Consider the following 24,645-nt stretch of genomic DNA (forward strand, 5'->3'; position numbering starts at 1 on the left):
TGGGTATAATGCCGGCTGACTTTCCACGCGTGTGCCGCCATGACCCAGCTGAAAAACGATACCTTCCTGCGCGCTCTGTTGAAGGAGCCGGTTGAATATACCCCGATCTGGATGATGCGCCAGGCCGGCCGCTACCTGCCGGAATACCGCGCCACCCGCGCCCGCGCCGGCAGCTTCATGGGCTTGTGCACCAGCCCGGATTACGCCACCGAGGTGACGCTGCAGCCGCTGGACCGTTTCCCGCTGGACGCGGCCATTCTGTTCTCCGACATCCTGACCGTGCCGGACGCCATGGGCCTGGGCTTGTATTTTGCCGAGGGCGAGGGTCCGAAGTTCCAGCGCCCGCTGCGCGACGAGGCCGCCATCCGCGCGCTGGTCCCGGCCGAGCTGGACAAACTGCGCTATGTGTTCGATGCCGTGTCCAGCATCCGCAAGGCGCTGGACGGCCGCGTGCCGCTGATCGGCTTCTCCGGCAGCCCGTTCACCTTGGCCTGCTATATGGTGGAGGGCGGCGGCTCCGACGACTTCCGCCACGTCAAGGCCATGCTGTACAGCCGCCCTGAGCTGCTGCACCACATCCTGGAAATGAACACCCAGTCGGTGATCGCCTACCTGAACGCCCAGATCGACGCCGGCGCGCAGGCGGTGCAAATCTTCGACACCTGGGGCGGCGCGCTGAGCCACGCGGCGTATCGAGAACTCTCGCTGGCCTATATGCGGCGCATCGTCGCTGGCCTCAAGCGCGAGGCCGATGGGCGGCGCGTGCCGGTGATCGTGTTCACCAAGGGCGGCGGCCAATGGCTGGAAGACATCGCCGCCATCGGCGCGGATTGCGTGGGGCTGGACTGGACCACCGACATCGGCCTGGCGCGCGCGCGCGTCGGCGCCAAGGTGGCGCTGCAGGGCAATTTCGACCCCAATGCCCTGTTCGCCGAGCCGGGGGCCATCGAGCGCGAAGTGGCGCGCATCCTGGCCAGCTACGGCCAGGGCAGCGGCCATGTGTTCAATCTGGGCCACGGCATTTCGCAACACGCCGATCCGGCCCACGCCGGCGCGCTGGTCGAGGCCGTGCATCGTTTGTCGCGCGAATATCACAAGGCCTGAGGCCCGGCTAAGCCCGGATCATGCGCCATTTTGGTGCCTGCAGCGGCCCGATCCGGGCCAGCGTTTGTTCCTGCGCATCGGTTTGAGGCGCGACAAATGAAAAATCCGTTGTTTTTTTAAGGTTTTATTAAAATTTTGCCATGCACAACACGGCCAGGCCCTGCGCGGCGGGCGGGGTATTCCGCTCCGCCGCGCGGTCGTTCTGACGCGGATCAAACCGCGTGATGATCGGTTCCCGCATGCGGGTTGACAGCAAGGCCTGCTGGTGTTCCAGAAGTTATGCACACCGGCTAGTTGCGGATGGCGGGCTTGTCAAGCGCAGATGGCAAAAAAAATGAACACAATCTAAACCATTGAAAAATAAAGAGTTTTACATTTGATTAATTTTTGTGCAATCCAGCGGAAACACTGATTTGACGGCATTTTGCTGGCCGCGGGCCGGGTTGTTCACAAAGTTATCCACAAGATCTGTGCACAGCGATTGCAAAGCCTTGTCGCAACAGGGTTTGTCGGGGAAAGGGTCCAATGGGCGAGCGTGAGCGGGTTCAGGTGGCGGTCGATGTGCCCTTGAGCGGCACTTTCAGTTATCTGACTGAATCACCCGTCATAAGCGGCATGCGCGTCAGCGTGCCGTTCGGCCCGCGCCGCCTGTGTGGCGTTGTCGTCACGCCCATACCCGGGGAGGGTGTGGCGGACGTCGATGCGGCCAAGCTGCGATGCATCGAAATGGTGCTGGACGGTTTGCCGCCGTTGCCCCAGGCCTTCCTGGACCTGGTGCGGTTCGCCGCGGATTATTATCACCACCCCTTGGGCCAGACGCTGTTCACGGCCTTGCCCACCAGCTTGCGCGAACCGCGCGATGTGAAACGGCCGGACAAGCGGCCTTTCGCGTTGACCGACGCGGGCCTGGCGGAGGCGCCGCCCGCGCGGCAAAAGGCCAGGCTGGCGCTGTGGCAGGCCTTGCAGGATGGTCCGCTGTCGGCGGAGCAGGCCAAGGCGGTGACGCCGCAGGCCGGCAAGCTGCTGGCCGACTGGCTGGAGGCGGGCAAGGTCGAGCGCGTTACGCCGGAGCCGGCGTCGCTGCGGATGGGCGAGGCGCCGGAATTGAACGAGGAGCAGCAGGCGGCGCTGGACGCCTTGCGCGGCAGCCAGGGTTTCCAGCCCTGGCTGCTGCATGGCGTCACCGGCAGCGGCAAGACCGAAGTCTATCTGCGCCTGATCGCCGATCAGCTGGCCGCGCGCCGCCAGGTCCTGGTGCTGGTGCCGGAAATCAATCTGACGCCGCAGCTGATCGACCGTTTCGCCATGCGCTTCCCCGCCAGCCGCATCGTGGTGCAGCACAGCCACCTGGCGGACGGCGAGCGGCTGCAAGGCTGGCTGGATGCCTGGCATGGCGAGGCCGACGTGGTGATAGGCACCCGGCTGTCGGTGTTCACGCCGCTGCCGCGCTTGGGCTTGATCGTGGTGGACGAGGAGCATGATGGCTCCTTCAAGCAGCAGGACGGCCTGCGCTACCACGCGCGCGACCTGGCGATCTGGCGCGCGCGCCGCGACGGCATCGCCATCTTGCTGGGCTCGGCCACGCCCAGCCTGGAGACGGTGGCCAATGTCGAGGCCGGCCGCTATCAGAAGCTGGCGCTGACCCGGCGCGCCCACGGCGCGGCCAGGCTGCCGGACGTGCGGCTGGTGGACACTCGGCGCAAGAAGCTGGCGGAAGGGCTGTCCGAGCCGGTGCTGGAGGCCTTGAAAGCCCGGCTGGCGCGCCAGGAAATGAGCTTGGTCTTCATCAATCGCCGCGGTTTCGCGCCGGTGGTGGCCTGCACCGCCTGCGGCTGGACCAGCGGCTGCCCGCATTGTTCGGCCAAGCTGGTGGTGCATCTGATGGAGCGCAAGCTGCGCTGCCATCACTGCGGCTGGGAGGAGCCGGTGCCGCGCGCCTGCCCGGACTGCGGCGACCCGGACATCAAGCCCTTGGGCGAAGGCACGCAGCGGCTGGAGTCCGCCTTGCAACGGATGCTGCCCGAAGCGCGGGTGCTGCGGATAGACCGCGACACCACCAGCCGCAAGGACGCCTGGGATGAGATTTACCGCAAGGTGAACGGCGGCGAGGTGGACATTCTGGTGGGCACCCAGATGCTGGCCAAGGGCCACGACTTCGGCACGCTGTCGCTGGTGGCGGTGCTGGGCGCGGATGGCGGCTTGTACTCGGCCGATTTCCGCGCCTCCGAGCGCTTGTTTTCGCAGCTGATGCAGGTGGCCGGCCGCGCCGGCCGCGCCGACGCGCCGGGCGAGGTGCTGATCCAGACTCAATGGCCGGAGCACCCGCTGTATCACGCGCTGGTGACGCATGATTTCGACGGCTACGCGGCGGCGCTGCTGGCCGAGCGGCGCCAGGCCGGTTTCCCGCCCGGTGTCTTCCAGGCCTTGCTGCGGGCGGACAGCCCGGAGCTGGCCCAGGCCACGGCCTTTTTGCGCCAGGCGCGCGACGCGCTGGAGCCGCTGGCCGAGGGCATATTGATTTCCGGCCCGGCGCCGGCCTTGATGGCGCGGCTGGCGCAGCGCGAGCGGGCGCAGCTGGTGTTGGAGTCGCCGCAGCGCGGCGCGCTGCATCGCCTGCTCGATCAGTTGCCGCCGCTGCTGGACAGCATGGCCAGGGCCCATGGCCGCGCCTTGCGCTGGTCGCTGGATGTGGACCCGCAGGAATGGTGAGAACGATGAAGATGATGAAAACATGGGCCGCGCTGTGGCTGGCCGGACTGTGCGCTCAGGCCGGCGCGCTGGACTTGCACGGTTTGCAGCCGGACGAAGTCGCCGTGTGGGCGGCGCCGGTGGAGGGCGGCGGGCCGGTGATCCGCCACCGGGCGGAGGCGCCGGTCAATCCGGCCTCCACCATGAAGCTGCTGACCGGCTGGGCGGCGCTGAACCTTCTGGGGCCGGATTACCGTTGGAAGACTTCGCTGCTGTCGGGCGCGCCGGTGGAAAACGGCGTGCTCAAGGGGGACCTGTATTGGCTGGGCGGCGGCGATCCGCGCTTCGACAACGGCGACTTGCTGAGCCTGCTGTATAGCCTGCGCCTGCGCGGCATCCGCCGGATCGAGGGCAAGCTGTTGCTGGACAAGCGAGCCTTTGCCGATGTCGGCGGCGCCGATGATTTCGACGAAGACGCGGGCCGCGCGTTCACGGTGGAGCCGGACACCCATCTGGTGAACCTTAAGGTGGCCTGGCTGACTTTCTATCACGACGAGCGCGGCGCGCGCGCGGTGCTGGACCCGCCATTGGCCGGCGTGACGCTGCAGGCGGAGTTGAAGCCGGGGCCGGACTTGCCATGCCCCGATCCGCGCCGCTTTGTCAGCATAGAGAACGACGGCCGCCATGTACGGGTGAGCGGCAGCCTGCCTCCGGCTTGCGACGGCCAGCGCGCCTACGTCAATGTGCTGAGCCATGATGAATTCGCCGGCCAGGACTTTGCCGCCTTGTGGCATGCGCTGGGTGGGGAGGGGCCGCTGGGGATGGGCTTGGGCCGGACTCCGGACGACGCGCGCGAGCTGGCGGCCAGACAGTCGCAAACGCTGGCGGTGGCGCTGTCCGACATCAACAAGTACAGCAACAACACCATGGCGCGCACGCTGTTCCTGACCCTGGGGCGCGAGGCCGGCGGCGAAGGCAGCGCCGCGGCCGCGGCGCGCGCCGTGCGCGAGACGCTGACGCGCCACGGGATGGACGATGTCGACGCGCTGACCCTGGAGAACGGCTCCGGCCTGTCGCGGCGGGAGCGGGTAACGGCGCGGCTGCTGGGCGAAGTGCTGCTGGATGCCGCGCGCGGGCCGTATGCCGGCGAGTTCATCGCCAGCCTGCCCATCGCCGCCACCGACGGCACCTTGAAGAAGCGCTTCGCCGATCTGGGGCCGCGGCTCAGGATGAAGACCGGCACGCTGAACGAAGTCAAGGCGCTGGCCGGCTACTGGCAGGCGGCCGACGGCCAGCGGCTGGCCATCGTCGCCATCGTCAACGGTCCGCGCGCCAAGGCGTCCGGCCCGGCGCTGGACGCGCTGGTGTCGGACCTGGCGCTGCGCTTCAACACCGAAGCCATGCGATCCAGCGCAAAGCCCTGAGCGGCGAACTCACGTTATAATCGCCGGCAACGCTATCTTACCCAGGCAATGAATATGAAACCGGTTACGATGTACACCACCGCGGTCTGTCCCTATTGCGTGCGCGCCAAGCAGCTGCTGTCCAGCAAGGGCGTCAGCGGCATCACGGAAATCCGCATCGATCTGGATCCGGAACAGCGCGACAAGATGATGGCGATCACCGGCCGCCGCACCGTGCCGCAGATTTTTATCGGCGAGACCCATGTCGGCGGCTGCGACGACCTGGTGGCGCTGAACCAGGCCGGCAAGCTGGATCCGCTGCTGGCGGATTGACCCCGGCGGCGGGTTGGCCGTCGCCGGCTTTCGTGCGATGATGCCCGCCGTCGTACCCCACAATTCAACCGTCATTCAGGCGGTTACTAGCGAGAAAGAATCATGAGCGAACAACAAGAGCTGCAACCGGCGTTTTCCATCGAAAAAATCTATGTGAAGGACCTGTCGCTGGAGGTGCCGAACGCGCCGCAAGTGTTCCTGGAACAAGCCCAGCCGGAAATCGACATGCAACTGGCCAGCGGCGGCCAGCAGCTGGACGACGGTTTCTTTGAAGTCACCCTGACCGTGACCGTGACCGCCAAGCTGCCGGAAAAAACCCTGTTCCTGTGCGAAGTGGCCCAAGCCGGCATCTTCCAGATCCGCAACGTGCCGGCGGAAGACCTGGACCCGATCCTGGGCGTGGCTTGCCCGAACATCCTGTTCCCGTATGCCCGCGAAGCGGTATCCAGCATCGTGAACCGCGCCGGCTTCCCGCCGGTGCTGCTGGCCCCGATCAACTTCGAAGCCCTGTACATGCAGCAGCGTGCGCAGCAGGCCGAAGCCGGCAACGCCTGAGGCGAACCGCATGAAGCGCCTCGCACTCGCGCTGCTCCTGGCCCTGGGCGCCGCACAGGCCGCCCAGGCGCTGGAGTTCCGCTCGGTCAAGGAAACCGGCGTCGCGCTGTACGAGGCGCCCTCCCTGACCGCCAAGAAACTGTTCGTGGTCAGCCGCTACTACCCGGTGGAAGTGCTGAGCAGCCAGAAGGAATGGGCGCGCGTGCGCGACGCCACCGGCGGCATCGCCTGGATTCCGGCTGCGGCGCTGTCCAAGCAACGCTGGCTGCTGGTGACGTCTCCCCAGGCCGGCGTGCGTGGCCAGGCAGGGGAGAGCGGCAAGCTGCTGTTCACCGTCCCCAAGGACGGCGTGCTGGAAATGCTGCAGCCGCCGCAGGATGGCTGGGTGCAGGTCCGCCACCGCGACGGCAGCATCGGCTATGCCCGCATCACCGACCTCTGGGGCTTGTAAGGGCGAGACATGAAACTGGCCATTCTTGGCGCCGGCGCTTGGGGAACCGCGCTGGCGATTGCTTTTGCCCGTCACCACCATGTGACGCTATGGGCGCGCGACGCCGCCCAGATTCAGCAGATGGCGGATGAGCGCCTCAACCGCCGCTATCTGCCCGATTGCCCCTTTCCCGATTTGCTGAAGTTGTCTTCCGACCTGCCCGCCGCGGTGCAGGGCGCGGAGCTGTTGCTGATTGTGACGCCCATGTCCGGCCTGCGCCCCACGCTGAAGGCGTTGACGGTGCTGAAAACGGCGCTGCCGCCGGTGCTGTGGGCGTGCAAGGGCTTCGAGGCCGGTTCCAGCCTGCTGCCGCACCAGGTGGTGGCGGAAGAGCTGCCGGCTGACCATGCCTGCGGCGTGCTGTCCGGCCCCAGCTTCGCCCGCGAAGTGGCGCAGGGCCTGCCGGCGGCGGTCACCATCGCTTCCGACGACGCCGAATTCGCCTCCCGCGTGGCGCGTGAGCTGCACAGTCCGCGGCTGCGCCTGTACGCCAACGATGACCTGGTGGGCGTGGAGGTGGGCGGCGCGGTCAAGAACGTGATGGCCATTGCCACCGGCGTGGCGGACGGCCTGCACTTCGGCCTCAACGCGCGGGCGGCGCTGATCACGCGTGGATTGGCGGAAATCACCCGCTTGGCGATGGCGCTGGGCGCCAGCCAGCACACCATGATGGGCTTGTCCGGCATGGGGGACTTGATCCTGACCTGCACCGGCGAGCTATCGCGCAATCGTCAGGTGGGCCTGAAGCTGGCCGAGGGCAAGCCGTTGCCGCAAGTGCTGCAGGAGCTGGGACATGTGGCGGAAGGCGTGGCGACCGCGCGCGAGGTATTGACCATGGCGGAGCGGCTGGAGGTGGACATGCCCATCACCGCCGCCGTGTGCGGCCTGCTCTACCAGGGCAACGACCCGGCGCAGGTGGTGGATGGCCTGCTGAACCGCTCGCCCAAGTCCGAGTCCGGCAGCGCGCTGGACTGAGCGCGACAGATTGAAAAAAAGCCGCCTGGCTGTGCAAGGCGGCTTTTTTCATGCCGGGGCGGATCAGGGATGCCACACCACGTCGCGGTCCACCGCGTACAGCGCGCAGGGTTGTTCGTTGCCGCGGCGGCAGATGTCCAACGCGTGGTTGGTCGCATCCGGGCCATAGGCGTAGCCCCAGCGGCCATTGCGGGACACGGCGAAAGCGCGCGGCAAGGGGCCGCGCAGGAAGGCGTTATACCCGCTTTGCTTGGCCGCCTGGTTGACGAAGGGGACGCGCGCCTTGTCCTGCAGATCGGCATACCCGCTGGGCGACGGACGGGCGACCGTGCCCGGCGTCTTGAAGCCGAACTTGGCCAGGTAGGCATCGACTTGCGGCATCCAGATGTCGGTGCCCTGGCTGTACAGCTTGTGGCCATCGTCGCTGTAGGGCGGCAGCAGGCGGAAGTCCAGCTTGCCGCCGGCGTCGCGGTAGGCCTTGGCCCAGGCTTGGGAATAGGCCGGGCCGAAGAAGCTGTCGTTGCGCGCGTACAGCCACAACATGGGCATGCGCGCGTGCTGGCCGAACTCGGCATAGGCCCGGCGCAATTGCTCCGGATCGCAGGGCGCGCCGCCGTGGGCTTGCGGATTGCCGCCGTGGCCGCCGGCGAAGTTGATGGTGGTGACCACGCCGGGCGGATTGTGCGCGGCGGCGGCCACCACGCCCATGCCGCCGACCGACACGCCCATCAGCACGATGCGGCTTGGGTCGACGTCGGGCAGCTTGCGGCCGTAATCCAGCGCCGCCTGGATTTCGTTGATTTGCGGCGTCAGCGCCGAGCGGTAGTTGGGATGCTGGCAGGCGCCCATGTTTTCCGGATCGAGGCGGGCGGCGCTGTCGCCATAGCCTATGCGCGTCGGCACCAGCACCACGAAGCCCTTGCGCACGAAATAGCGCGCGGCGGTTTCCTGGCGCTGGCGCGGGAGCTTGGCCCGCTCATCCTTGCTGGGAGAGCGGCCATGGCTGATCAGCGCCAGCGGGTGGGGGCCGGGCTGGCTGGGGCGGAAGACGGTCAGCGTCATGCTCTGGCGGCTGCCGTCTGGCAGCGTGACGGGCAGCTTGACGATTTTTTCGCCAAGGTCGGGGGCCAGCTGGTCGGCGGCGCGGCTGGCCGCGCAAGTTAAAGCCAGCAGCGCCGCCAGGGCCGCATGGAGGTAAGTTTTCATCAGGGCGAGCTCCGTTGATCTTGAGCGCGGCCTGCTCCTGTTTATGATGATCGGCCGCGCGTGAAGGGCGATGATATTCCAAGGGCGTATCGTATCACGCCGCGTTTGATCGGTCCCGCCTTGTCCGCCAGGCGCAGGCCCAGGCCGCGCAGCGCCTTCAGCGGCGCGGCGTCGTTGGCGAAGCCGTAGCAGAAGGCGTCCATGCCGCTTTGCATCGCCAGATTGGCGGGCTTGCGCGCGCGCTGGTAGCGCGCCAGCACGCGCTCGCCGGCCCAGTCCTCGCCCTTGGCCTGCGCGTCCAGGATGGTGCGCGCCAAGGCGGCGGCGTCCTGGAAACCCAGGTTGACGCCTTGCCCGGCCAGAGGGTGGATGGTGTGGGCGGCGTCGCCGGCCAAGGCCACGCCGTCGCGCGCATAGCGCTGGGCATGGCGGCGGGTCAGGCCGAAGCTGCCGCGCGCCGCGATCTGGCGGATGCCAGGCAACTTGCGCGGGAAAGCCTGGCTGACGGCGGCGATCAAGTCCTCATCGCTCAGCGCCAGCAGGCGCTTCACCTCTTCCGGCCGGTGATACCACACCAGGGAGGCGGCGTCGCCGCACAGCGGCAGGTAGGCCAGCGGGCCGGTGGGCGTGAATTGCTGCCAGGTGATGTCCTGCTGTCCGCCTTCCATGCGGCAGGCCAGCACCAGCGCGTGCATGGGGTAGTCCCAGCTGGTGACGCCTATGCCGGCGGCCTCGCGCACTTGGGAGCGCGCGCCGTCGGCGGCGATGACCAGCCGCGCCTGCAGCCGGCTGCCGTCGTCCAGGGTCAATTGCGTCGCTTGCGGGCGATAGATGATGTCGCGCACCGCGGCTGGGCAGCGATAGTCGATATCGCCCTTGTCGCGCAACGCCGCGGTGGCGGCCAGTTGCACCACGCGGTTTTCCACGATATGGCCCAGTTCGCTCACGCCGGCTTCGGCGGCATCAAACAGAGTGCCCGCGGCTTCGTCCTTTTCCCATACCTGCATGCGGCGGTAAGGCGCGGCGCGCATCGCCGTTATCTTTTCCCAGGCGCCCAGGCTGTCCAGAAACGCCGCGGAGGCTGGGCTGATGGCGGATACGCGCAGATCGGGCGCCTGTTCCGGCGCGAAAGGCTGCGGCGCTTCGCGCTCCAACACGCAGACAGTCAGGCCGCGGCCGGAGAGCGCCGCGGCCAAGGCGCTGCCCACCATGCCGCCGCCCACGATGACGATGTCACGATGTTCCATGAATTCTCCAGAAGGCGCCGAAACCTCGCGGCACGGCTTAAACGGGTCATTCTGACGAGGATGGCATGACCGCGCCTTGGCCTGGATCAATCTCGCTTTTCAGCAGTTCGCGCAGCCGCGGCACCACGTGCTGGATGAAGGCCTGGTATTTGCGCGGCAAGGGGTGGCGGTAGGGGTAGACCAGGAAGACCGGCCAGTAATCATGGCTCCAGCCAGGGAGCACCGGCGCCAGCTGGCCGTTGGCGAGATGGTGCCGCACGCAGTAATAGGGCAGCAGGGCGATGCCGCTGCCGGCGATGGCGGCCGACAGCAAGGGGCCGTACTGGTGGCTGCTGAGCACGGGCCGCACCGGGATGCGTTTTTGCAGGCCCTGGCTTTCCAATCGCCATTCGGGCGCGTCGCCCTGCTGGGGATGGCTGGTGTCGAGCAGGATGCGGTGGTGGCTCAAATCCTCCGGCTCTTTGAGCGGCGGAAATTTGGCCAGATAGTCAGGCGAGGCGAAGGCCCATTCGCGGACATAGCCCAGCGGTTTGGCCACCAGGGCGTCGTCGCTGACGTAGCGCGTGCGCACGCAGAAATCCAGGCCCTCCGCCACCGGGTCCTGCAGGCGGTTCTCCACCTGCAGCTTCAGCTGCAGTCCGGGGTGCTTGAGGGCGAGTTCGGCCAGCAAGGGGGCGATCAGATGTTGGGCGAAGGACGTGCCGCAACTGATCACCAGCGGGCCGCTGACCTCGTTTTCCGCTTCGTTGATGTCGACGCGGACGCGCTCCAGCAGGCTGCGCAGCTTGCCGGCATGTCCGGCCAGCAATTGGCCGGTCTCGGTCAGGGCCACGCGGCGGGTATTGCGCAAGACCAGCACGGTGCCCAGGTCTTTTTCCAGCGCCTTGACTAGCTGGCTGACCCGGCTCTTGGTGCAGTCCAGTTCTTCGGCGGCGGCGGTGAAGCTGCCGCAGCGCACCAGGGCGTCGAAGGCGAGCAGGGCCTGGGCATCGGGTAGGTGGTTTGTTCTCATTTCTTGAACAGTGTGTCAGCCGATGGGAGGTTTTTCAATGTTTTTGCATTGTTTAGGATGTTGGCATTGAAATGAAGCCGAAAGGGGCGCGAAGTGTTGAACAAACTGCAACAGCTATTGCAAGGCTTGGGCCGGCTGTGGTGGCAAGGCATGCGCCAGCATGCCAGACAGGCCTGTCGCGACGAGGCGGAGGCATTGGCGCAAATACGCCGCCAGGCGGGAGGCGCGCGATGAGCCGCGAGGAAACCCGCAGGGTGGTGCAAGGCTTTCTGCGCGAGGTGCGCTCCGGCCGCCATCCGGATGCGGCGGGGGAATATATGGCCAGCAGCGTGACGGCTCATCAGCTGGAGTCTGAGAACCCGCGCGCGCTGGCGCGCAGTCCGGCCAATTACGCCGAGCATGTGCGCGAATTCCTGCGCTTGTTCGGCGATTTCGAGCTGCGCATAGACGAGCTGCTGATAGACGGCGACCGCGCCTATGCGCGTTGGACGCAGCTGGGCCGCCATCAGGGCGAGATAGACGGCCGGCCGGCCTCGGGCAAGCCGCTGGCTTTGATAGACAGCGCCTGTTACCGGGTGGAGGACGGCAAAATCGTCGAATACTGGATACAGGCGGACCGCCTGGGGCTGGAGCGGCAGTTGGCTTGAGGCGGCGTTCGACAGCCGTCATCGGAATCTGAAACAATGTCTCCTTCATGAGGGCCGCGCAGACGGCCCGACCACCGCCCTGGGAGACGCCTTGCCTTACCTCGCCCTGACGCTGGCCATGTTTCTATGGTCCAGCGCCTTCATCGCGCTCAAATACGTGTTCGAATACTATTCGCCGCTGGCCGTGCTGTTCGCGCGCATGGCGGTGGCCGCGCTGTGCCTGCTGCCGCTGGCCATGGGCGGCCGCATCAGCTGGCAATACCGCAAGGGCGACTGGCCGTGGCTCTTGGCCATGGGCCTGGCCGAGCCCTGCTTGTATTTCCTGTTCGAAGCCAATGCGCTGACGCTGACCAGCGCCTCGCAGGCCGGCGTCATCACCGCCACCCTGCCCATGCTGATGGCCGCGGGCGCCAGCCTGTTCTTGCATGAGCGCCAGCCGCGCCAGGTGTGGTTGGGCATCGCTTTGTCGTTTGCCGGGGTGATCTGGCTCAGCATGGACAGCCGCGCCGGCCCCGGCGCGCCCAATCCGCCGCTGGGCAACGCGTTGGAGTTCTGCGCCATGGTCTGCGCCTGCGGCTATGTGCTGATCGCCAAGCGCCTGTCCACGCGCTACTCGCCCCTGGCCATCACCGGCATCCAGGCGGTGACCGGCAGCGTCTGGTTCGGCTTGGCCATGCTGACGCCGTGGGGCGTGTGGCCGGCCAAGCTCTATCTGCTTCCCAGCCTGTGGGTGCTCTACCTGGGCGCCGTCATCACCTTGGGCGCTTACGGCCTCTACACCTGGGCCGTGTCGCGCATCCCGGTGGCCAAGGCCGGCGCCTTCAACAACCTGATACCCGTCTTCACCGTCTTCCTGGCCTGGCTGCTGCTGGGAGAGCGATTCGAAGCCTGGCAGGCCGCCGCCGGCGCCCTGGTGGCCGGCGGCGTGTGGCTGAGCCAGCTGCGGGCGGCTTAGGCTCGGCGCGTTGAATGAAGCCTCCCATCCGGGAGGTTTTTTTCATGATTTTCTCGCCGCATAAATTTTTTTTCGAATTTCGCTAAACTCTTGCCGATTTCCTCAGATAAGCCATGTAGCGCGGGTTGGCCTATCAGGCCATACCCGCGATCTTTGCGTGCTCGCCAATCGTCAGCCTTCATGTCGTTTATGGGCGCCGCCACTCTCTTTCCTGGCAAGGGGGCTTGCCGCTTTGTCCATGTGTCGCCTGGTTCGCGGGTATGGCCGAGGGCCAACCCGCGCTAGGGCTGCTGGATGAGGCCATGCCTGCGGGTATTGGCGCGTGCTTGTGTCTGGGTCTGCCCGATTCCAACTGGCGGTCACAGCCAGGTAGCGCGGGTTGACCTGTCAGGCCATACCCGCGGTCATGCTGGCAGTCATGGCGGTTTTTTCCATTGTTTTTCTTCTCTGCCTTGTCAGCAGTCAGCTCCGCAGACATGTCCGCAGGCCAAGCCGCGCGCGGGTGGTTTGAGGGGCGGCGCACTGGCGGCTTCCCCGTCCATGGTCGATGATGCAGAATAGAAGCGATTGCGGATGACTTAAGGAATCTAGGATGAGTCCACGGCGGATTGGAGCGTGTCTGGCGATGCCCTTGCTGTTGGCGATGACGACGGCCGGCGCGGCCGAGGCGTCTAACGCCCATGCGGCGCAGCAGGTGATCAAGTTGCCCTTGCGCATCAACAAGCCGGCGGAGCCGCCCGCGGCGGCGGCCAAGAGCGCGCCGGCTAAGGCCGCGCCGGTTCAGGCCAAGCCCATGCCGGAGACGATGGCACCGACGGTGCAAATGGCCAAACCGCCGCAAGACCTGAGCCAGCCCAGCCCGGAGGTGCACGCGCCGGGCATGCCGCCGCGATCGGCCCGCCGCGCGAAGCCGCGTTCGACCAAGCAGGCGCATGCGGCAGGCAAGTCCATGGGCGAGGCGGCCCAGGTCAAGGCCGTGGTGTCCGACATATTGAAGGCCAATCACAGCTATGTGGCCAAGCATTCGCCCGGCTATCTGCAAAAACTGGGCGATCGCGCCGCGCCCAAAGCCACGGTGGTGACCTGTTCCAGCCCCGGCGGCCGCGTGGGCATGCAGGGCGGCGACGCCGACGCCGACCTGTTCGTGATCAGCAATATGGGGAATCAGCTGGCTAGCTCGGAAGGGTCTATCGAATACGGCGTGCGCCATCTGCGCACGCCGCTGCTGATGTTCGTCAGCCATACCGGCTGCCGGGCGATCCAGGCGGCGGCCGGCGACTACAGCAATATGGAGCCGGCCATCCAGAAGGAGCTGGACAATATCGAGATACCCAAGGGCATAGACGCCACCAACGGCGCGCTGATCAATATCAACAACCAGGTGGAAGGCGCCATTCTCAAATTCTCCGGCGAGGTGGAGGCCGGCAAGCTGGCGGTGCTGGGCGGCTATTACGATTACAACAATGATCTGAAACAGGGAAGGGGCCGGCTGGTGATCACCAATATCAACGGCGAAACCGATCCCGCGCGCATCCGCGCCCTGACGCGCGGCGGCAAGTATTTCCAGTATGGGTTCATGGGGCGCTAGCGCATGGTAACGGCCGCGTTACAGCAGGCTTGACGTCTTTCCCGCAGGGAGCGCCGATTTGGCGCTCTTTTTGCTGGAAAACTGGAAATTGTTTGGCCGTGCGCAAAAACGAATATCCGAAAACCCGCTACGATGGCTGTGAATCGAGTGAGCCATGGCAGAAAGCCGATAAAGCCCCTGAATTTACTAGGGGTATAGCCGGGGTGATGTAATGGCTCTACTACAAAGGCTTGGATGGCGCTGTCATCGCAAGGTGGTGGCGAATGCAGTTTCTGCTGGTTGTTTTTTCGATATCGAAAATTTTATGTCGAAAACGAACAATTAAGCGTTCGGTATTTTCATTTGGTTTTGGAGAGACAAAATGGCCGTTAGCAATCAAATCGAACTCGACGCCCTGGTGGCCCGCGTCAAGAAGGCGCAAATCGCTTTCGCGCAGTTCACGCAGGAGCAGGTAGACCACATTTTCCGTTCGGCCGCGTTGGCAGCCGCCGACGCCCGCATCCCGCTGGCGCGCATGGCCGTCGCCGAAACCGGCATGGGCGTGATGGAAGACAAAGTGATCAAGAACCACTTCGCTTCCGAATACATCTACAACAAGTACAAGGATGAGAAGACCTGCGGCGTGCTGTCCGAGGACGACACCTTCGGCACCATCACCATCGCCGAACCCATCGGCGTGCTGTGCGGCATCGTGCCCACCACCAACCCGACCTCCACCGCCATCTTCAAGGCGCTGATCTCGCTGAAGACCCGCAACGGCATCATCTTCTCGCCGCACCCGCGCGCCCGCCGCTCCACCTGCGAAGCCGCCCGCCTGGTGCTGGAAGCCGCCGTCGCCGCCGGCGCGCCGCAAGACATCATCGGCTGGATCGACGAGCCGTCCGTCGCGCTGTCCAACCAGCTGATGCACCACCCCGACATCAACCTGATCCTGGCCACCGGCGGCCCGGGCATGGTGAAGGCCGCTTACTCCTCCGGCAAGCCCGCCATCGGCGTGGGCGCCGGCAACACCCCGGCCGTGATCGACGAAACCGCCGACATCAAGCGCGCCGTGGCCTCCATCCTGATGTCCAAGACTTTCGACAACGGCGTGGTGTGCGCGTCCGAGCAGTCCGTCATCATCGTCGACGAAATCTACGACGCGGTGCGCGAGCGCTTCTCCAAGCACGGCGGCTACATCCTGTCCAAGAGCGAAGCCGAGGCCGTGCGCAAGGTGATCCTGAACGACGGGAGCCTGAACGCCGCCATCGTCGGCCAGAGCGCGGCCAAGATCGCCGCCATGGCTGGTTTCGACGTGCCGCCCACCACCAAGGTGCTGATCGGCGAAGTGACCGAAGTCTCCGAGCAAGAAGCCTTCGCCCACGAAAAACTGTCGCCCACCCTGGCCATGTACCGCGCCAAGAACTTCCTGGATGCCTGCGACAAGGCCGCCGCGCTGGTGACCATGGGCGGCATCGGCCACACCTCCTCGCTGTACACCGACCAGGATCTGCAGGAAGAACGCGTGCGCTACTTCGGCGACAAGATGAAGACCGCCCGCATCCTGATCAACACCCCGTCCTCGCAAGGCGGCATCGGCGACTTGTACAACTTCAGCCTAGCGCCGTCGCTGACCCTGGGCTGCGGCTCCTGGGGCGGCAACTCCATCTCCGAGAACGTCGGTCCCAAGCATCTGATCAACAAGAAAACCGTCGCCAAGAGGGCTGAAAACATGCTGTGGCACAAGCTGCCCAAGTCCATCTACTTCCGCCGCGGTTCCCTGCCGGTGGCCTTGGAAGATTTGGCCGGCAAGAAGCGCTGCCTGATCGTCACCGGTCAATACCTGTTCGAACACGGCTTCATCGACGAGCCTATCCGCCTGCTGAAGAAGATGGGCCTGGAAGTGGAAACCTTCTTCGAAGTGCCGGCCGATCCGACCCTGGCCGTGGTGCGCAAGGGCGCCGATCTGGCCCACGCCTTCAAGCCGGACGTGATCATGGCCATCGGCGGCGGTTCGCCGATGGACGCGGCCAAGATCATGTGGGTGATGTACGAGCATCCGGAAGTGCACTTCGCCGACCTGGCCCTGCGCTTCATGGACATCCGCAAGCGCATCTACCAGTTCCCGAAACTGGGCCAGAAGGCCATGATGGTGGCCGTGCCGACGACCTCCGGCACCGGCTCCGAAGTGACCCCGTTCGCAGTGGTGACCGACGAAGTGACCGGCGTGAAGTACCCGATCGCCGACTACGAGCTGACCCCGAACATGGCCATCGTCGACGCCAATCTGGTGATGGACATGCCGAAGTCGCTGACTGCCTTCGGCGGCATCGACGCGGTGACCCACGCGCTGGAAGCGTATGTGTCGGTGATGGCCAATGAGTACTCCGATCCGCAAGCCCTGCAATCGCTGAAGCTGCTGAAGGAGTACCTGCCGTCGTCCTACCTGAACGGCGCCAATGATCCCAAGGCGCGCGAACAAGTGCACAACGCCGCCACCATCGCCGGCATCGCCTTCGCCAACGCCTTCCTGGGCGTGTGCCACTCCATGGCGCACAAGATCGGCGCCGAGTTCGGCCTGGCCCACGGCCTGGCCAACGCGCTGCTGATCAGCAACGTGATCCGCTACAACGCCGCCGACGTGCCGACCAAGCAAACCGCCTTCAGCCAGTACGACCGGCCGAAGAGCGTGGCGCGCTACGCCGAGATCGCCCGCCACCTGGGCCTGGAAGCCAACCGCGACCACGAGCGCGTCGAGAAGCTGATCGAATGGGTGGACGAGCTGAAGAAGACGCTGGGCATCCCGTCGTCCATCCAGGGCGCCGGCGTGGCCGAGTCCGACTTCCTGGCCAAGGTGGACGAGCTGGCCGAAGCCGCCTTCGACGACCAGTGCACCGGCGCCAACCCGCGCTACCCGCTGATCAGCGAGCTGAAGCAGCTGCTGCTGGACAGCTTCTACGGCCGTCCGTACAAGGAGGCCTGGGAGCGTGAAGAAGCGGCCGCCAAGCCGGAAGCCAAACCGGCCAAGGGCAAGGCCAAGGCCTGAGTCCGCGCGGCGTGAACCCGCAAAAAAAACCGGTCGGTGTCAGCCGACCGGTTTTTTTATATTCGCCGCGCTTTGCACTGGCGGCTCCGGATGGTCCAGCCCTTGCAGATAACGCAGGATGACCAGCTTGAGATTGATCTTCTTCAGGCCCTGGTTTAGCACATCCGCCAGCTGTTTGCCTTCGGCCGACGGCTTGAAGCAGACAAACAGCTTTTTTTCGTCCAGCAGATGCGGGTTCATCATCAGACGGCCGCGGGTGGATTTCAGCCTGGGTTCGTTTTGCATCAGGTAATTGAACACATTGCTGTCTATGACCGCCAGGTCGATATGGCGGCGGTCCAGCTTCAGCAGGTTCTGGGTGTCGTCTGGCGCTTCGTCGACGTTCTGCCGCTTGTCGGCGATGCGCTGGTCCAGCTCCGCGGTGTTGACGTAGCCCTGCACCACGCCGATGCGGCGGCGGGAAAGTTCGCTCAGCGCTTGCCAGCGGATGCGCTCGTCCATTCGCTCGGCAAAGCCCAGCGGGCTGCTGCCTATGGGGTCGGAAAAAATAAAGGCTTTGCGACCCTCGGCCGAGTCATATTCGGGAAAGTAGCCGGCAACCTTGGGATTGAAGCGCGCCTCGGACACCGCGCGCTGCCAGGGCACGATGCGGAAAGTCACGCGGTAGCCCATGGCCTGAAAGGCTGTCCGGATCACCTCGCTGTTGAGGCCTTGCCCCGGCAGCTGGCTGCCGGTATAGGGGGGCCACTCCAGCGTGGTCAGCGTGATCTCGCGCGGCGGCGCCGCGGCCGCGGCTTGTTGCAGAGTGAACAGCAGACACAACAGGCTTCGCTTCACTCATCTCTCCCGTATCAACTGTCACATTCCATCATAGGTTGGCTGCAGACGGTAGTCGCCAAGGCCGTTGCGCGTGGATTCGCCTTTTTATGCTAAAGACATTCGCATGTCGAGAAGTTTGATTCTCATTTTCCACTCACTCTGTTTCAAGCACGATGCCGGCGGCAATGAAGCGACAATGAATCTGACTGGATAAAGTGTCGATCCGGCTCAGGCGGCGGGCAATCCCGCCTGTTCGCGCAAAAAGTCTATCAGCGCGCGCAGCTTGGCCGGCTGACGCCGTTGCTGCGGATAGAACAAGTACAGCGCCTCGGCCGGCGGCAAGTACGGCTCCAGTACCGAAACCAGCCTGCCGGCTTCGAGGTCCTGGCGCACCAGATCCTCGGCCAGATAGGCCAGCCCGACGCCGCCGCGCGCGCCGTGCAGCCTGGCCTGATTATCGTTGGCGAGCAGCGGCCCGCGCAGGGCCAGTTGGCGCGGTTGCTGCTGTTCGATGAACTGCCAGCGGTACTGCGGCCCGCTGGCGCCGAAGCGGTAGCCGATGCAGGCATGCTGCAGCAAGTCATCGGGCTGTTTCGGCACGCCGCGGCGCGCGAGGTAGGCCGGCGTCGCCACCACGACAAAGCGTATGGGGCGGCTGACCTGCGCCGCCTGCATGCCCGGCTGCAGGCGGTCGCTGAAGCGGATGCCGGCATCGAAGCGCTGGCCGACGATGTCGACCAGGCTGTCATTGACATCCAGCTCCAGCGCCAGGGCGGGGTGTCGGCGCAAGAATTCATCCAGATGGGGGTAGAGCGCGATCTGGGCGGCGGTATGGGGCAAGGTCAGCCGCAGGGTGCCGGCGGGCTGGCCCTGGCGTTCGCGCATGTCGTCCAGCGCCTGGCGGATTTCGTCCAGCGCCGGCGCCAGCCTTTCCAATAGCGCTTCGCCGGCTTCGGTCGGCGTCACCTGGCGGGTGGTGCGCGCCAGCAGCGGCAGGCCAAGCTCTGCCTCAAGCTGGCGCATGCTCTGGCTCAGCGCGGAGGCGCTGACATTCAGCTCGTCGGCGGCGCGGGTGAAGCTGCGGTGGCGGGCGATCAGGCGGAAGGCCTGCAGCGCATCATGCGATATCCGTGACATTGTGAAGCCTAGCTAAATAATGAATGTCATTTTCGGCCATTTATCGACGGCTGGCCATCTCTTATGCTGGCGTCACTTTCCACGCAAGGAGTCAGAACGATGCAAAAACGAACTCTGGGCCGCAATGGTCCGCAGGTTTCGGCGCTGGGGTTGGGCTGCATGGGCATGAGCGCTTTCTATGGCCCGCATGACGATGCCGAGTCCTTGTCCACGCTGGACGCGGCATTGGATCTGGGCGTCAATTTCCTGGACACCGCCGATATGTATGGCCCTTACACCAATGAGCTGCTGCTGGCAAAACTGCTGGCGCGCCGGCGCGGCGAGGTGGTGCTGGCCACCAAGTTCGGCATCGTGCTCGATCCCGCCCAGCCGGACCGCCGCGGCGTCAATGGCCATCCCGACTATGTGCGCAGCAGCTGCGAGGGCAGCCTGAAGCGGCTGGGGGTGGACCATATCGACGTTTATTACCTGCACCGCGTCGATCCCAAGGTGCCGATCGAGGAGACTGTGGGCGCGATGGCAGAGCTGGTGCGGACGGGCAAGGTGCGTTATCTGGGCTTGTCTGAAGCCTCGGCCGAGACTTTGCGCCGAGCGGCAGCCGTGCATCCTATCCATGCCTTGCAGAGCGAGTATTCCTTATGGACGCGCGATCCGGAGGACGGCGCGCTGGCCGCGTGCCGCGAGGTGGGCGCGAGCCTGGTGGCCTATAGCCCGCTGGGACGCGGCTTCCTGACCGGCGCGATCCGGAGCCCGGATGATTTCGCCCCGGATGACTTTCGCCGCGGCAACCCGCGTTTTCAGGGCGAGAATTTCCAGCGCAACCTGGCGCTGGTGGACAAGGTAAGGGCGCTAGCCGCGGCGAAAGGCTGCAGCCCGGCGCAACTGGCCTTGGCCTGGTTGCTGGCGCAGGGCGATGACATCGTCGCGATACCGGGCGCGCGCAAGCAGGCCAATCTGCGCGATAACCTGGGCGCGCTGGCCGTGCGCCTTGGCGATGGCGACGCAGCCGAGCTGGACGCCGTATTCGGCGATGGCCAGGTGCGCGGACAGCGCTATGCGCCAGAGGTGATGAGTCTGCTAGATCGTTAAGCCGAGTTCATTGGCGCTGCAGCGGCAGCGGCGGCAGCTCATGCATGGGCACGACATCGGGTTTGTGAAACGCCTGTTGCAGGCTCCGCAACAACTGGCGGCCATCCACGGGGCCGGGGGGCGGCAGGCCCGGCTGGCTGGCGGCAGCGTCATTGTCGAAAGCATGTTGCAGCTCCCGCTGCTCTTCGGGGGTGAGCGGGGAATCTTGCAAGCGGTCCAGCTTGACCGCTGGCGCAAGCTTCAGCGCGGGCTGCGGCGCGGACATATCGATGCGCGGCCGGCTAGCCGGCAGGCTGAGGTCGAGCGAGGTCAGCGGCTGTGCCGCCAAGGGCGCGGCGCAGAGCGCTAGCAGGAGAGCCAGGCTGCGGAGGGACATGGATTTCCAATCATAGTTGGCCAAGCCAAGCGTCGCCAAACCAAGCACTTTAGCGAAGCGGAGCCAAGGCGCTGCGCCGCAGCCGGTAACATCTCAATGGAAGGGGGCGCAACGCAGCATCCGGGGCCTGGCGGTTTAAGGAGGGCGAGCCAAGCGGCCTCGTCCCGTGCAATGGGATGATTCTTGCTAAAAATCCTGGCGGAAACAATCCATGGATATATATTGGCCAATTTTTTGTTGCTAAATGGATAAATTGGCGCATGCGTTTGCGCCGCGCGCGAGCGGCGCAAGGCCTGCCGTCTGCTTGGCGCGGTCAAGCCCATCCCGCTAGAAAACCTGGGCCGCTGTGCCGCTGTGCTGGGCCGCCTGAGCGGTCATGACCCTATGGATGCGGCCCGCGATGAGGCGGCGTGCCGGGGCGGGGCGAGGGCAGCATGTGCATGGGTATGGCTCTTTTTTCGCCATGCCTGCCCGGTGCAAAGGCGGGAGGCCGCCATGGCTGTGCGCCCGGATGCGCCTGGTTGAGGCGATCGCGCAGCATCCATTGCGGCGGTTGCGGGGTGGCGTGGCGGTATGCTGGCGGCGGGGCCTGCCATGCCTTCCGGGGGGCTTTGGCCCAGCTTGGCGGCTGCGGGGCGGAAAAATCCGGCGCGTGGGGAGGCTGGTCCGGATTCAGGCGCAGCGGCGGCTTGACGCGCGACATGTCGTTGTCCGGCTGCGTTCCGAGCGCGGGCCAGGGGGTGGCGAATACGGCGGGCGAGGCGAAGAAAAGCGCCAGCGGCAGCAAAAAGGCTGGGTGCATATCGGGTTTCTGTGAGAGTCGCGGGCGCGGAGGCCCGGTGTTGCGGACAAACTGGCTGGCGGCCTGGCAGACCCGCTAACCCAACCCTGAGTAGCGCTTGCTGGCAGGGTGGGGTTGGCGACGCTTAGGGGCGCGTGGCTGGCGCGAATGGTCGGTTGGACAATGATGCCGACATCGTGATCGGACGGTATTTTATGTATTGCGCCAGGGTTGGGCAAGCCAGCCTGGCCTGGAGCCAGGCGCATAGCCGTTGCGGGCGCGCTACGAGCGCTGGGCAGGCAATGTCAAAAGCATCCTTTGTGCTGAGCGTTGAACGGAGCGATCTGTTATGTTGTGAGCGTTCTGATTCCGGGGCGCGTGGTAGACGCGAACGGCGCGCTGGCGCTGGCGTCGCTCGGCCTGTATCCATGACCATACAATCCGTCCAAAGCATTCTCGACTTCAAGACCACTCTGCTCAGCACCACCGGCTATACGCTGATGCTGACCCTGGTGGTGCTGCTGTATTGGCGCGATAACCGCCGCGAACCCGCCCTGTTGACGCTGGGCTTGAGCGGCATCATCAGCGCGGCAGGCTCCATCCTCGCTTTCCTGAGCTTGCCGCTGTCCCCATGGCACAGCCTGATTCTGGTGACGCTGTTGTTGCTGATGTTTCATCCGATGGCGCTGCTGGCCACGCGCCAGCTGTTTGGCTTGCGAGACAAGGGATGGTTTTGCCTGGGCAGCGCGGCGGTGGTGATGGTGGCTTTCGTTTGGCTGGGCGGGGAGGCGAGCTATGGTCACCGCGTCATGGTGACCTCGTTTTCGCATATGGTGTTCTGGTCCCTGATTGTTGCCCAGTTCTGGCGCTCTCGGACGCAGGCCACGCCCATTGGGCACTGGCTGGCCACGGTTTTGGCGTGCTTGATCATTCTGATTTCCGCCAGCCGTTTCCATGTGGCCTGGTGGATGGGCGACGCGGCCTTTGCCAGCCGGGGCGCGCTGTTCAATCTGTTCACTTCGCTCAGCCTGTTCTGGCTCACATTCTGCTTCAGCCTGAGCATGCTGTTCATTTGCTACGAGCGCTTGCACATGCAATTGCGGCAGCAGGCCGATCAGGACGGCCTGACCCGTCTCCTGAACCACCGCACGTTTCAAGAAAAGGCGGATGGCATATTTCGCCGCGCGGTGAACAAGGGGGAGTCATTGTCGTTGCTGCTGATAGATCTGGATCACTTCAAAAGCATTAACGACCGCTATGGCCATCTGGTGGGCGATGGCGTGCTGAAGCAATTGGCCGATTGTTTGCGCCGGGAGGCGCGCCACGGCGATCTGCTGGGCCGCCACGGCGGCGAGGAGTTTGTGGTGCTGTTGCCGCAGGCAGGCCGCATCGAGGCCTATAACGTCGCGGACCGCCTGCGGCTGGCCATCGGCAATCTGTGTCCGCAAATCGGGGAGCTGTCGCTGACCATCAGTGCCAGCATAGGGGTAGCCAGCCTGCGTCCGTCTGAGCACGAAAGCCTGGCCAGCCTGTTCCTGGAGGCGGACCTGCTGCTGTACCAGGCCAAGCGCAACGGCCGCAATCGGGTGGAGATGGAGCGGGTTGCGGAACCGCTGGCCGAGACGCTGTGAGCGTCGCGTGCGCGGCAAGCATAGCGTACCCACGGACGGAAGTTGGCAGGACTGCGGCGGGGCAACGGGGCTAATCGGGCCGCGCGTCCTCGCCGTGGGCGTCCCGCAGATAGACCGGCAGGTCGGTGACCGGCGGCGTGGCCGGGATCTGGTACAGCATGTCGGCCACAAAGCCGCGATGATAGTTTTTGTGGTTGACGATGTGCAGCAGCATGTCGTCGCGGCGCATGCGTCCCTGGCCGCCGTCCACAAAGCGGAAGTCCAAGCTCTCCTCCGCAGCCGCCGCGCTCAGGCTATCGGCGTAAGCCATAAACCACCGATCCAGCTCGCTCTGCGCCGCATCCAGCTCTTCCAGGCTGGGCGTGGCCGCGGTATTGCGGCTGGTGTAGCCATGCGGCTGTTGCATCAGATGAGCTTGCCAGATGCGGTCCACCACCAGATTGTGGTTCAGTGTGGACAGAATAGTGCCGAAGACAGTGGCCCGGGCGGCGTTGAGCTCCGTCTCCGGCAGGGCGGCTAGGGTGTCGAACAGGCGGCGATTGGCCCAGGCGCTGTATCGGGCCAGCATGCGGATGCTGCGCAATGGCATGATATTTGTCTTTTTTGGAAGATGAAAAATGATAATGGCAAATTTCATTTGAGGAAAGCGCTTTGTCTTTTCCATGCGGCAAGGCGCGTCTGCGGTCAGGCGCCGGGGGCTTTGGGCTTGGCGCGAGCGGCCTGGCGCGGGGCGGTGGCCGGCGCGCCTTTCTGGATATTGGCCAGGCGGCGGCGGATATTGTCGCTGTCCAGCCAGATGTCTTCGCCTTTCAGGATGCGGTCCAACTCCTCGTCGGTGAGGAAGGGACGGCAAACATGGCGCATCACCTTTTCAAACCATTTCACGCTGGCGGCTACCTGCGCCTGTTGCTCATTGCCCTTGCCTATCAGCGCCGACGAGTAGTTGTGGAACATCAGCTGGCAGGTGTCGTGCACCACCAGCTCGTCGCCGGCCAGGAAGATCAGCGCGCCCATGGAATAGGCGCGCGCTTCCAGGATGGTGACGACGTGGGCTTCGCTGGCGGTGATGTTGTTGATGATTTGCAGGCCGGCGTCGAAATTGCCGCCGGGGGTGTTCAGGTGCAGGTAGACGATGTCGGTGCTGCTGGCGGTGCGCAGGGTGTACAGCAGATCGGTGTAGTGGATGGCGGCGCCGATTTCTTCGGATAGATAAAAAGAAATCTGCCGCACCGTGCCTTGGGTTTCGTATTGGCGGTACAGCGGGACGGGCTTGTCGATGTCGTCTTCCAGTTCGTCGCGGGGGCGGGGCATGAGGTTTCCTCCTTGTGCTTGTCTTTCCAATCTAGTCCCGGAGCGGGGGGCTTGCCTTGCATTGGGGCAAGTTGAGCAGTTTAGGAATCCGCTGCGTGGATGATGTTTGGATGCCGGTTCCACCCGGCGGACGGGTGAGGGGGCTGTGCGGCCAGCCCCCTCACGCCCCCTGGCCGCCCCTCCGCCCGCGAAACCCCGACAAAAAACGCCGGACGAGGCACCGCTGGAACTACATGCGTGCGACTCTTTGATTCACCCAGCGGTACGCGCTAG

Annotated in this window: 22 protein-coding genes; 14 read left to right on the plus strand and 8 right to left on the minus strand. The window is 65.1% G+C overall.

Translation table 11 applies throughout. The features are described from left to right. Positions 1-39 precede the first annotated feature (39 nt). From hemE to FYK34_RS01275, 7 genes are all read left to right on the plus strand, one after another. Entirely contained in the window at positions 40-1,104 is a 1,065-nt protein-coding gene (gene hemE, locus FYK34_RS01245; RefSeq protein ID WP_149294689.1) for a uroporphyrinogen decarboxylase, read from the plus strand. Positions 1,105-1,629: 525 nt separating this feature from the next. Further along, on the plus strand, positions 1,630-3,813 hold the full coding sequence (locus FYK34_RS01250) for a primosomal protein N' (protein ID WP_149294690.1): 2,184 nt from the start codon (positions 1,630-1,632) through the stop codon (positions 3,811-3,813). 14 nt (positions 3,814-3,827) lie between these two features. After that, a complete protein-coding gene (dacB, locus tag FYK34_RS01255; protein ID WP_231137336.1) occupies positions 3,828-5,216 on the plus strand; it encodes a D-alanyl-D-alanine carboxypeptidase/D-alanyl-D-alanine endopeptidase in 1,389 nt (462 codons plus the stop codon). Between the two features lie 54 nt (positions 5,217-5,270). Beyond that, positions 5,271-5,528, plus strand: coding sequence for a glutaredoxin 3 (grxC, locus tag FYK34_RS01260; protein ID WP_149294692.1), 258 nt, complete (start codon positions 5,271-5,273; stop codon positions 5,526-5,528). Between the two features lie 102 nt (positions 5,529-5,630). Next, positions 5,631-6,083: a protein-export chaperone SecB gene (secB, locus tag FYK34_RS01265; protein ID WP_149294693.1), complete on the plus strand. Its 453-nt coding sequence runs from the start codon at positions 5,631-5,633 to the stop codon at positions 6,081-6,083. A gap of 10 nt (positions 6,084-6,093) precedes the next feature. After that, the gene (locus FYK34_RS01270; RefSeq protein WP_149294694.1) at positions 6,094-6,534 is read left to right on the plus strand and encodes an SH3 domain-containing protein; all 441 of its coding nucleotides are present in this window, start codon (positions 6,094-6,096) and stop codon (positions 6,532-6,534) included. Between the two features lie 9 nt (positions 6,535-6,543). After that, on the plus strand, positions 6,544-7,548 hold the full coding sequence (locus FYK34_RS01275; RefSeq protein WP_149294695.1) for an NAD(P)H-dependent glycerol-3-phosphate dehydrogenase: 1,005 nt from the start codon (positions 6,544-6,546) through the stop codon (positions 7,546-7,548). A gap of 63 nt (positions 7,549-7,611) precedes the next feature. Here FYK34_RS01275 and FYK34_RS01280 read toward each other — a convergent pair whose 3' ends face one another. Genes FYK34_RS01280 through FYK34_RS01290 form a run of 3 tightly spaced genes read right to left on the minus strand, consistent with a single transcriptional unit; the run spans position 7,612 to position 11,013 of the window. After that, entirely contained in the window at positions 7,612-8,754 is a 1,143-nt protein-coding gene (locus tag FYK34_RS01280; protein WP_149294696.1) for an alpha/beta hydrolase family protein, read from the minus strand. 41 nt (positions 8,755-8,795) lie between these two features. Further along, on the minus strand, positions 8,796-10,001 hold the full coding sequence (locus tag FYK34_RS01285) for an FAD-dependent oxidoreductase (RefSeq protein ID WP_149294697.1): 1,206 nt from the start codon (positions 9,999-10,001) through the stop codon (positions 8,796-8,798). A 46-nt stretch (positions 10,002-10,047) separates the two neighbouring features. Next, on the minus strand, positions 10,048-11,013 hold the full coding sequence (locus FYK34_RS01290) for a LysR family transcriptional regulator (RefSeq protein WP_149294698.1): 966 nt from the start codon (positions 11,011-11,013) through the stop codon (positions 10,048-10,050). Positions 11,014-11,109: 96 nt separating this feature from the next. Here FYK34_RS01290 and FYK34_RS20375 point away from each other — a divergent pair, with 96 nt between their 5' ends. From FYK34_RS20375 to adhE, 5 genes are all read left to right on the plus strand, one after another. After that, a complete protein-coding gene (locus FYK34_RS20375; protein ID WP_168209614.1) occupies positions 11,110-11,247 on the plus strand; it encodes a hypothetical protein in 138 nt (45 codons plus the stop codon). Beyond that, entirely contained in the window at positions 11,244-11,660 is a 417-nt protein-coding gene (locus tag FYK34_RS01295; protein WP_149294699.1) for an ester cyclase, read from the plus strand. Before FYK34_RS20375 ends, FYK34_RS01295 begins: the two co-directional genes overlap by 4 nt. 91 nt (positions 11,661-11,751) lie before the next feature. Then, entirely contained in the window at positions 11,752-12,615 is an 864-nt protein-coding gene (locus FYK34_RS01300) for a DMT family transporter (RefSeq protein WP_149294700.1), read from the plus strand. 625 nt (positions 12,616-13,240) lie between these two features. Next, a complete protein-coding gene (locus FYK34_RS01305) occupies positions 13,241-14,203 on the plus strand; it encodes a carbonic anhydrase (protein WP_231137337.1) in 963 nt (320 codons plus the stop codon). Between the two features lie 361 nt (positions 14,204-14,564). After that, a complete protein-coding gene (gene adhE, locus FYK34_RS01310) occupies positions 14,565-17,228 on the plus strand; it encodes a bifunctional acetaldehyde-CoA/alcohol dehydrogenase (RefSeq protein ID WP_149294701.1) in 2,664 nt (887 codons plus the stop codon). A gap of 39 nt (positions 17,229-17,267) precedes the next feature. Here adhE and FYK34_RS01315 read toward each other — a convergent pair whose 3' ends face one another. Further along, positions 17,268-18,065, minus strand: coding sequence for a substrate-binding periplasmic protein (locus FYK34_RS01315; RefSeq protein WP_149294702.1), 798 nt, complete (start codon positions 18,063-18,065; stop codon positions 17,268-17,270). Between the two features lie 210 nt (positions 18,066-18,275). Then, a complete protein-coding gene (locus FYK34_RS01320) occupies positions 18,276-19,184 on the minus strand; it encodes a LysR family transcriptional regulator (RefSeq protein ID WP_149294703.1) in 909 nt (302 codons plus the stop codon). A gap of 99 nt (positions 19,185-19,283) precedes the next feature. On the opposite strand from FYK34_RS01320, the gene FYK34_RS01325 reads away from it, so the two are divergent. Beyond that, a complete protein-coding gene (locus FYK34_RS01325; RefSeq protein WP_149294704.1) occupies positions 19,284-20,273 on the plus strand; it encodes an aldo/keto reductase in 990 nt (329 codons plus the stop codon). A gap of 7 nt (positions 20,274-20,280) precedes the next feature. Here the strand turns inward: FYK34_RS01325 and FYK34_RS01330 are convergent, their stop codons facing one another. Next, positions 20,281-20,649, minus strand: a complete 369-nt coding sequence (locus tag FYK34_RS01330) for a hypothetical protein (protein WP_149294705.1) — start codon at positions 20,647-20,649, stop codon at positions 20,281-20,283. Between the two features lie 1,209 nt (positions 20,650-21,858). Here FYK34_RS01330 and FYK34_RS01335 point away from each other — a divergent pair. Continuing rightward, positions 21,859-23,061: a GGDEF domain-containing protein gene (locus FYK34_RS01335; RefSeq protein ID WP_168209615.1), complete on the plus strand. Its 1,203-nt coding sequence runs from the start codon at positions 21,859-21,861 to the stop codon at positions 23,059-23,061. A gap of 70 nt (positions 23,062-23,131) precedes the next feature. Here FYK34_RS01335 and FYK34_RS01340 read toward each other — a convergent pair whose 3' ends face one another. Together FYK34_RS01340 and FYK34_RS01345 are read right to left on the minus strand one after the other, a co-directional pair. Next, positions 23,132-23,650 (minus strand): DinB family protein, encoded by a 519-nt coding sequence (locus tag FYK34_RS01340; RefSeq protein WP_231137338.1) that lies wholly within the window; start codon positions 23,648-23,650, stop codon positions 23,132-23,134. A gap of 95 nt (positions 23,651-23,745) precedes the next feature. Beyond that, positions 23,746-24,372: a Clp protease ClpP gene (locus tag FYK34_RS01345; RefSeq protein WP_149294707.1), complete on the minus strand. Its 627-nt coding sequence runs from the start codon at positions 24,370-24,372 to the stop codon at positions 23,746-23,748. Positions 24,373-24,645: the final 273 nt, after the last annotated feature.

It is taken from the genome of Chromobacterium paludis (genome assembly GCF_008275125.1).
Classification (GTDB): Bacteria; Pseudomonadota; Gammaproteobacteria; order Burkholderiales; family Chromobacteriaceae; genus Chromobacterium; species Chromobacterium paludis.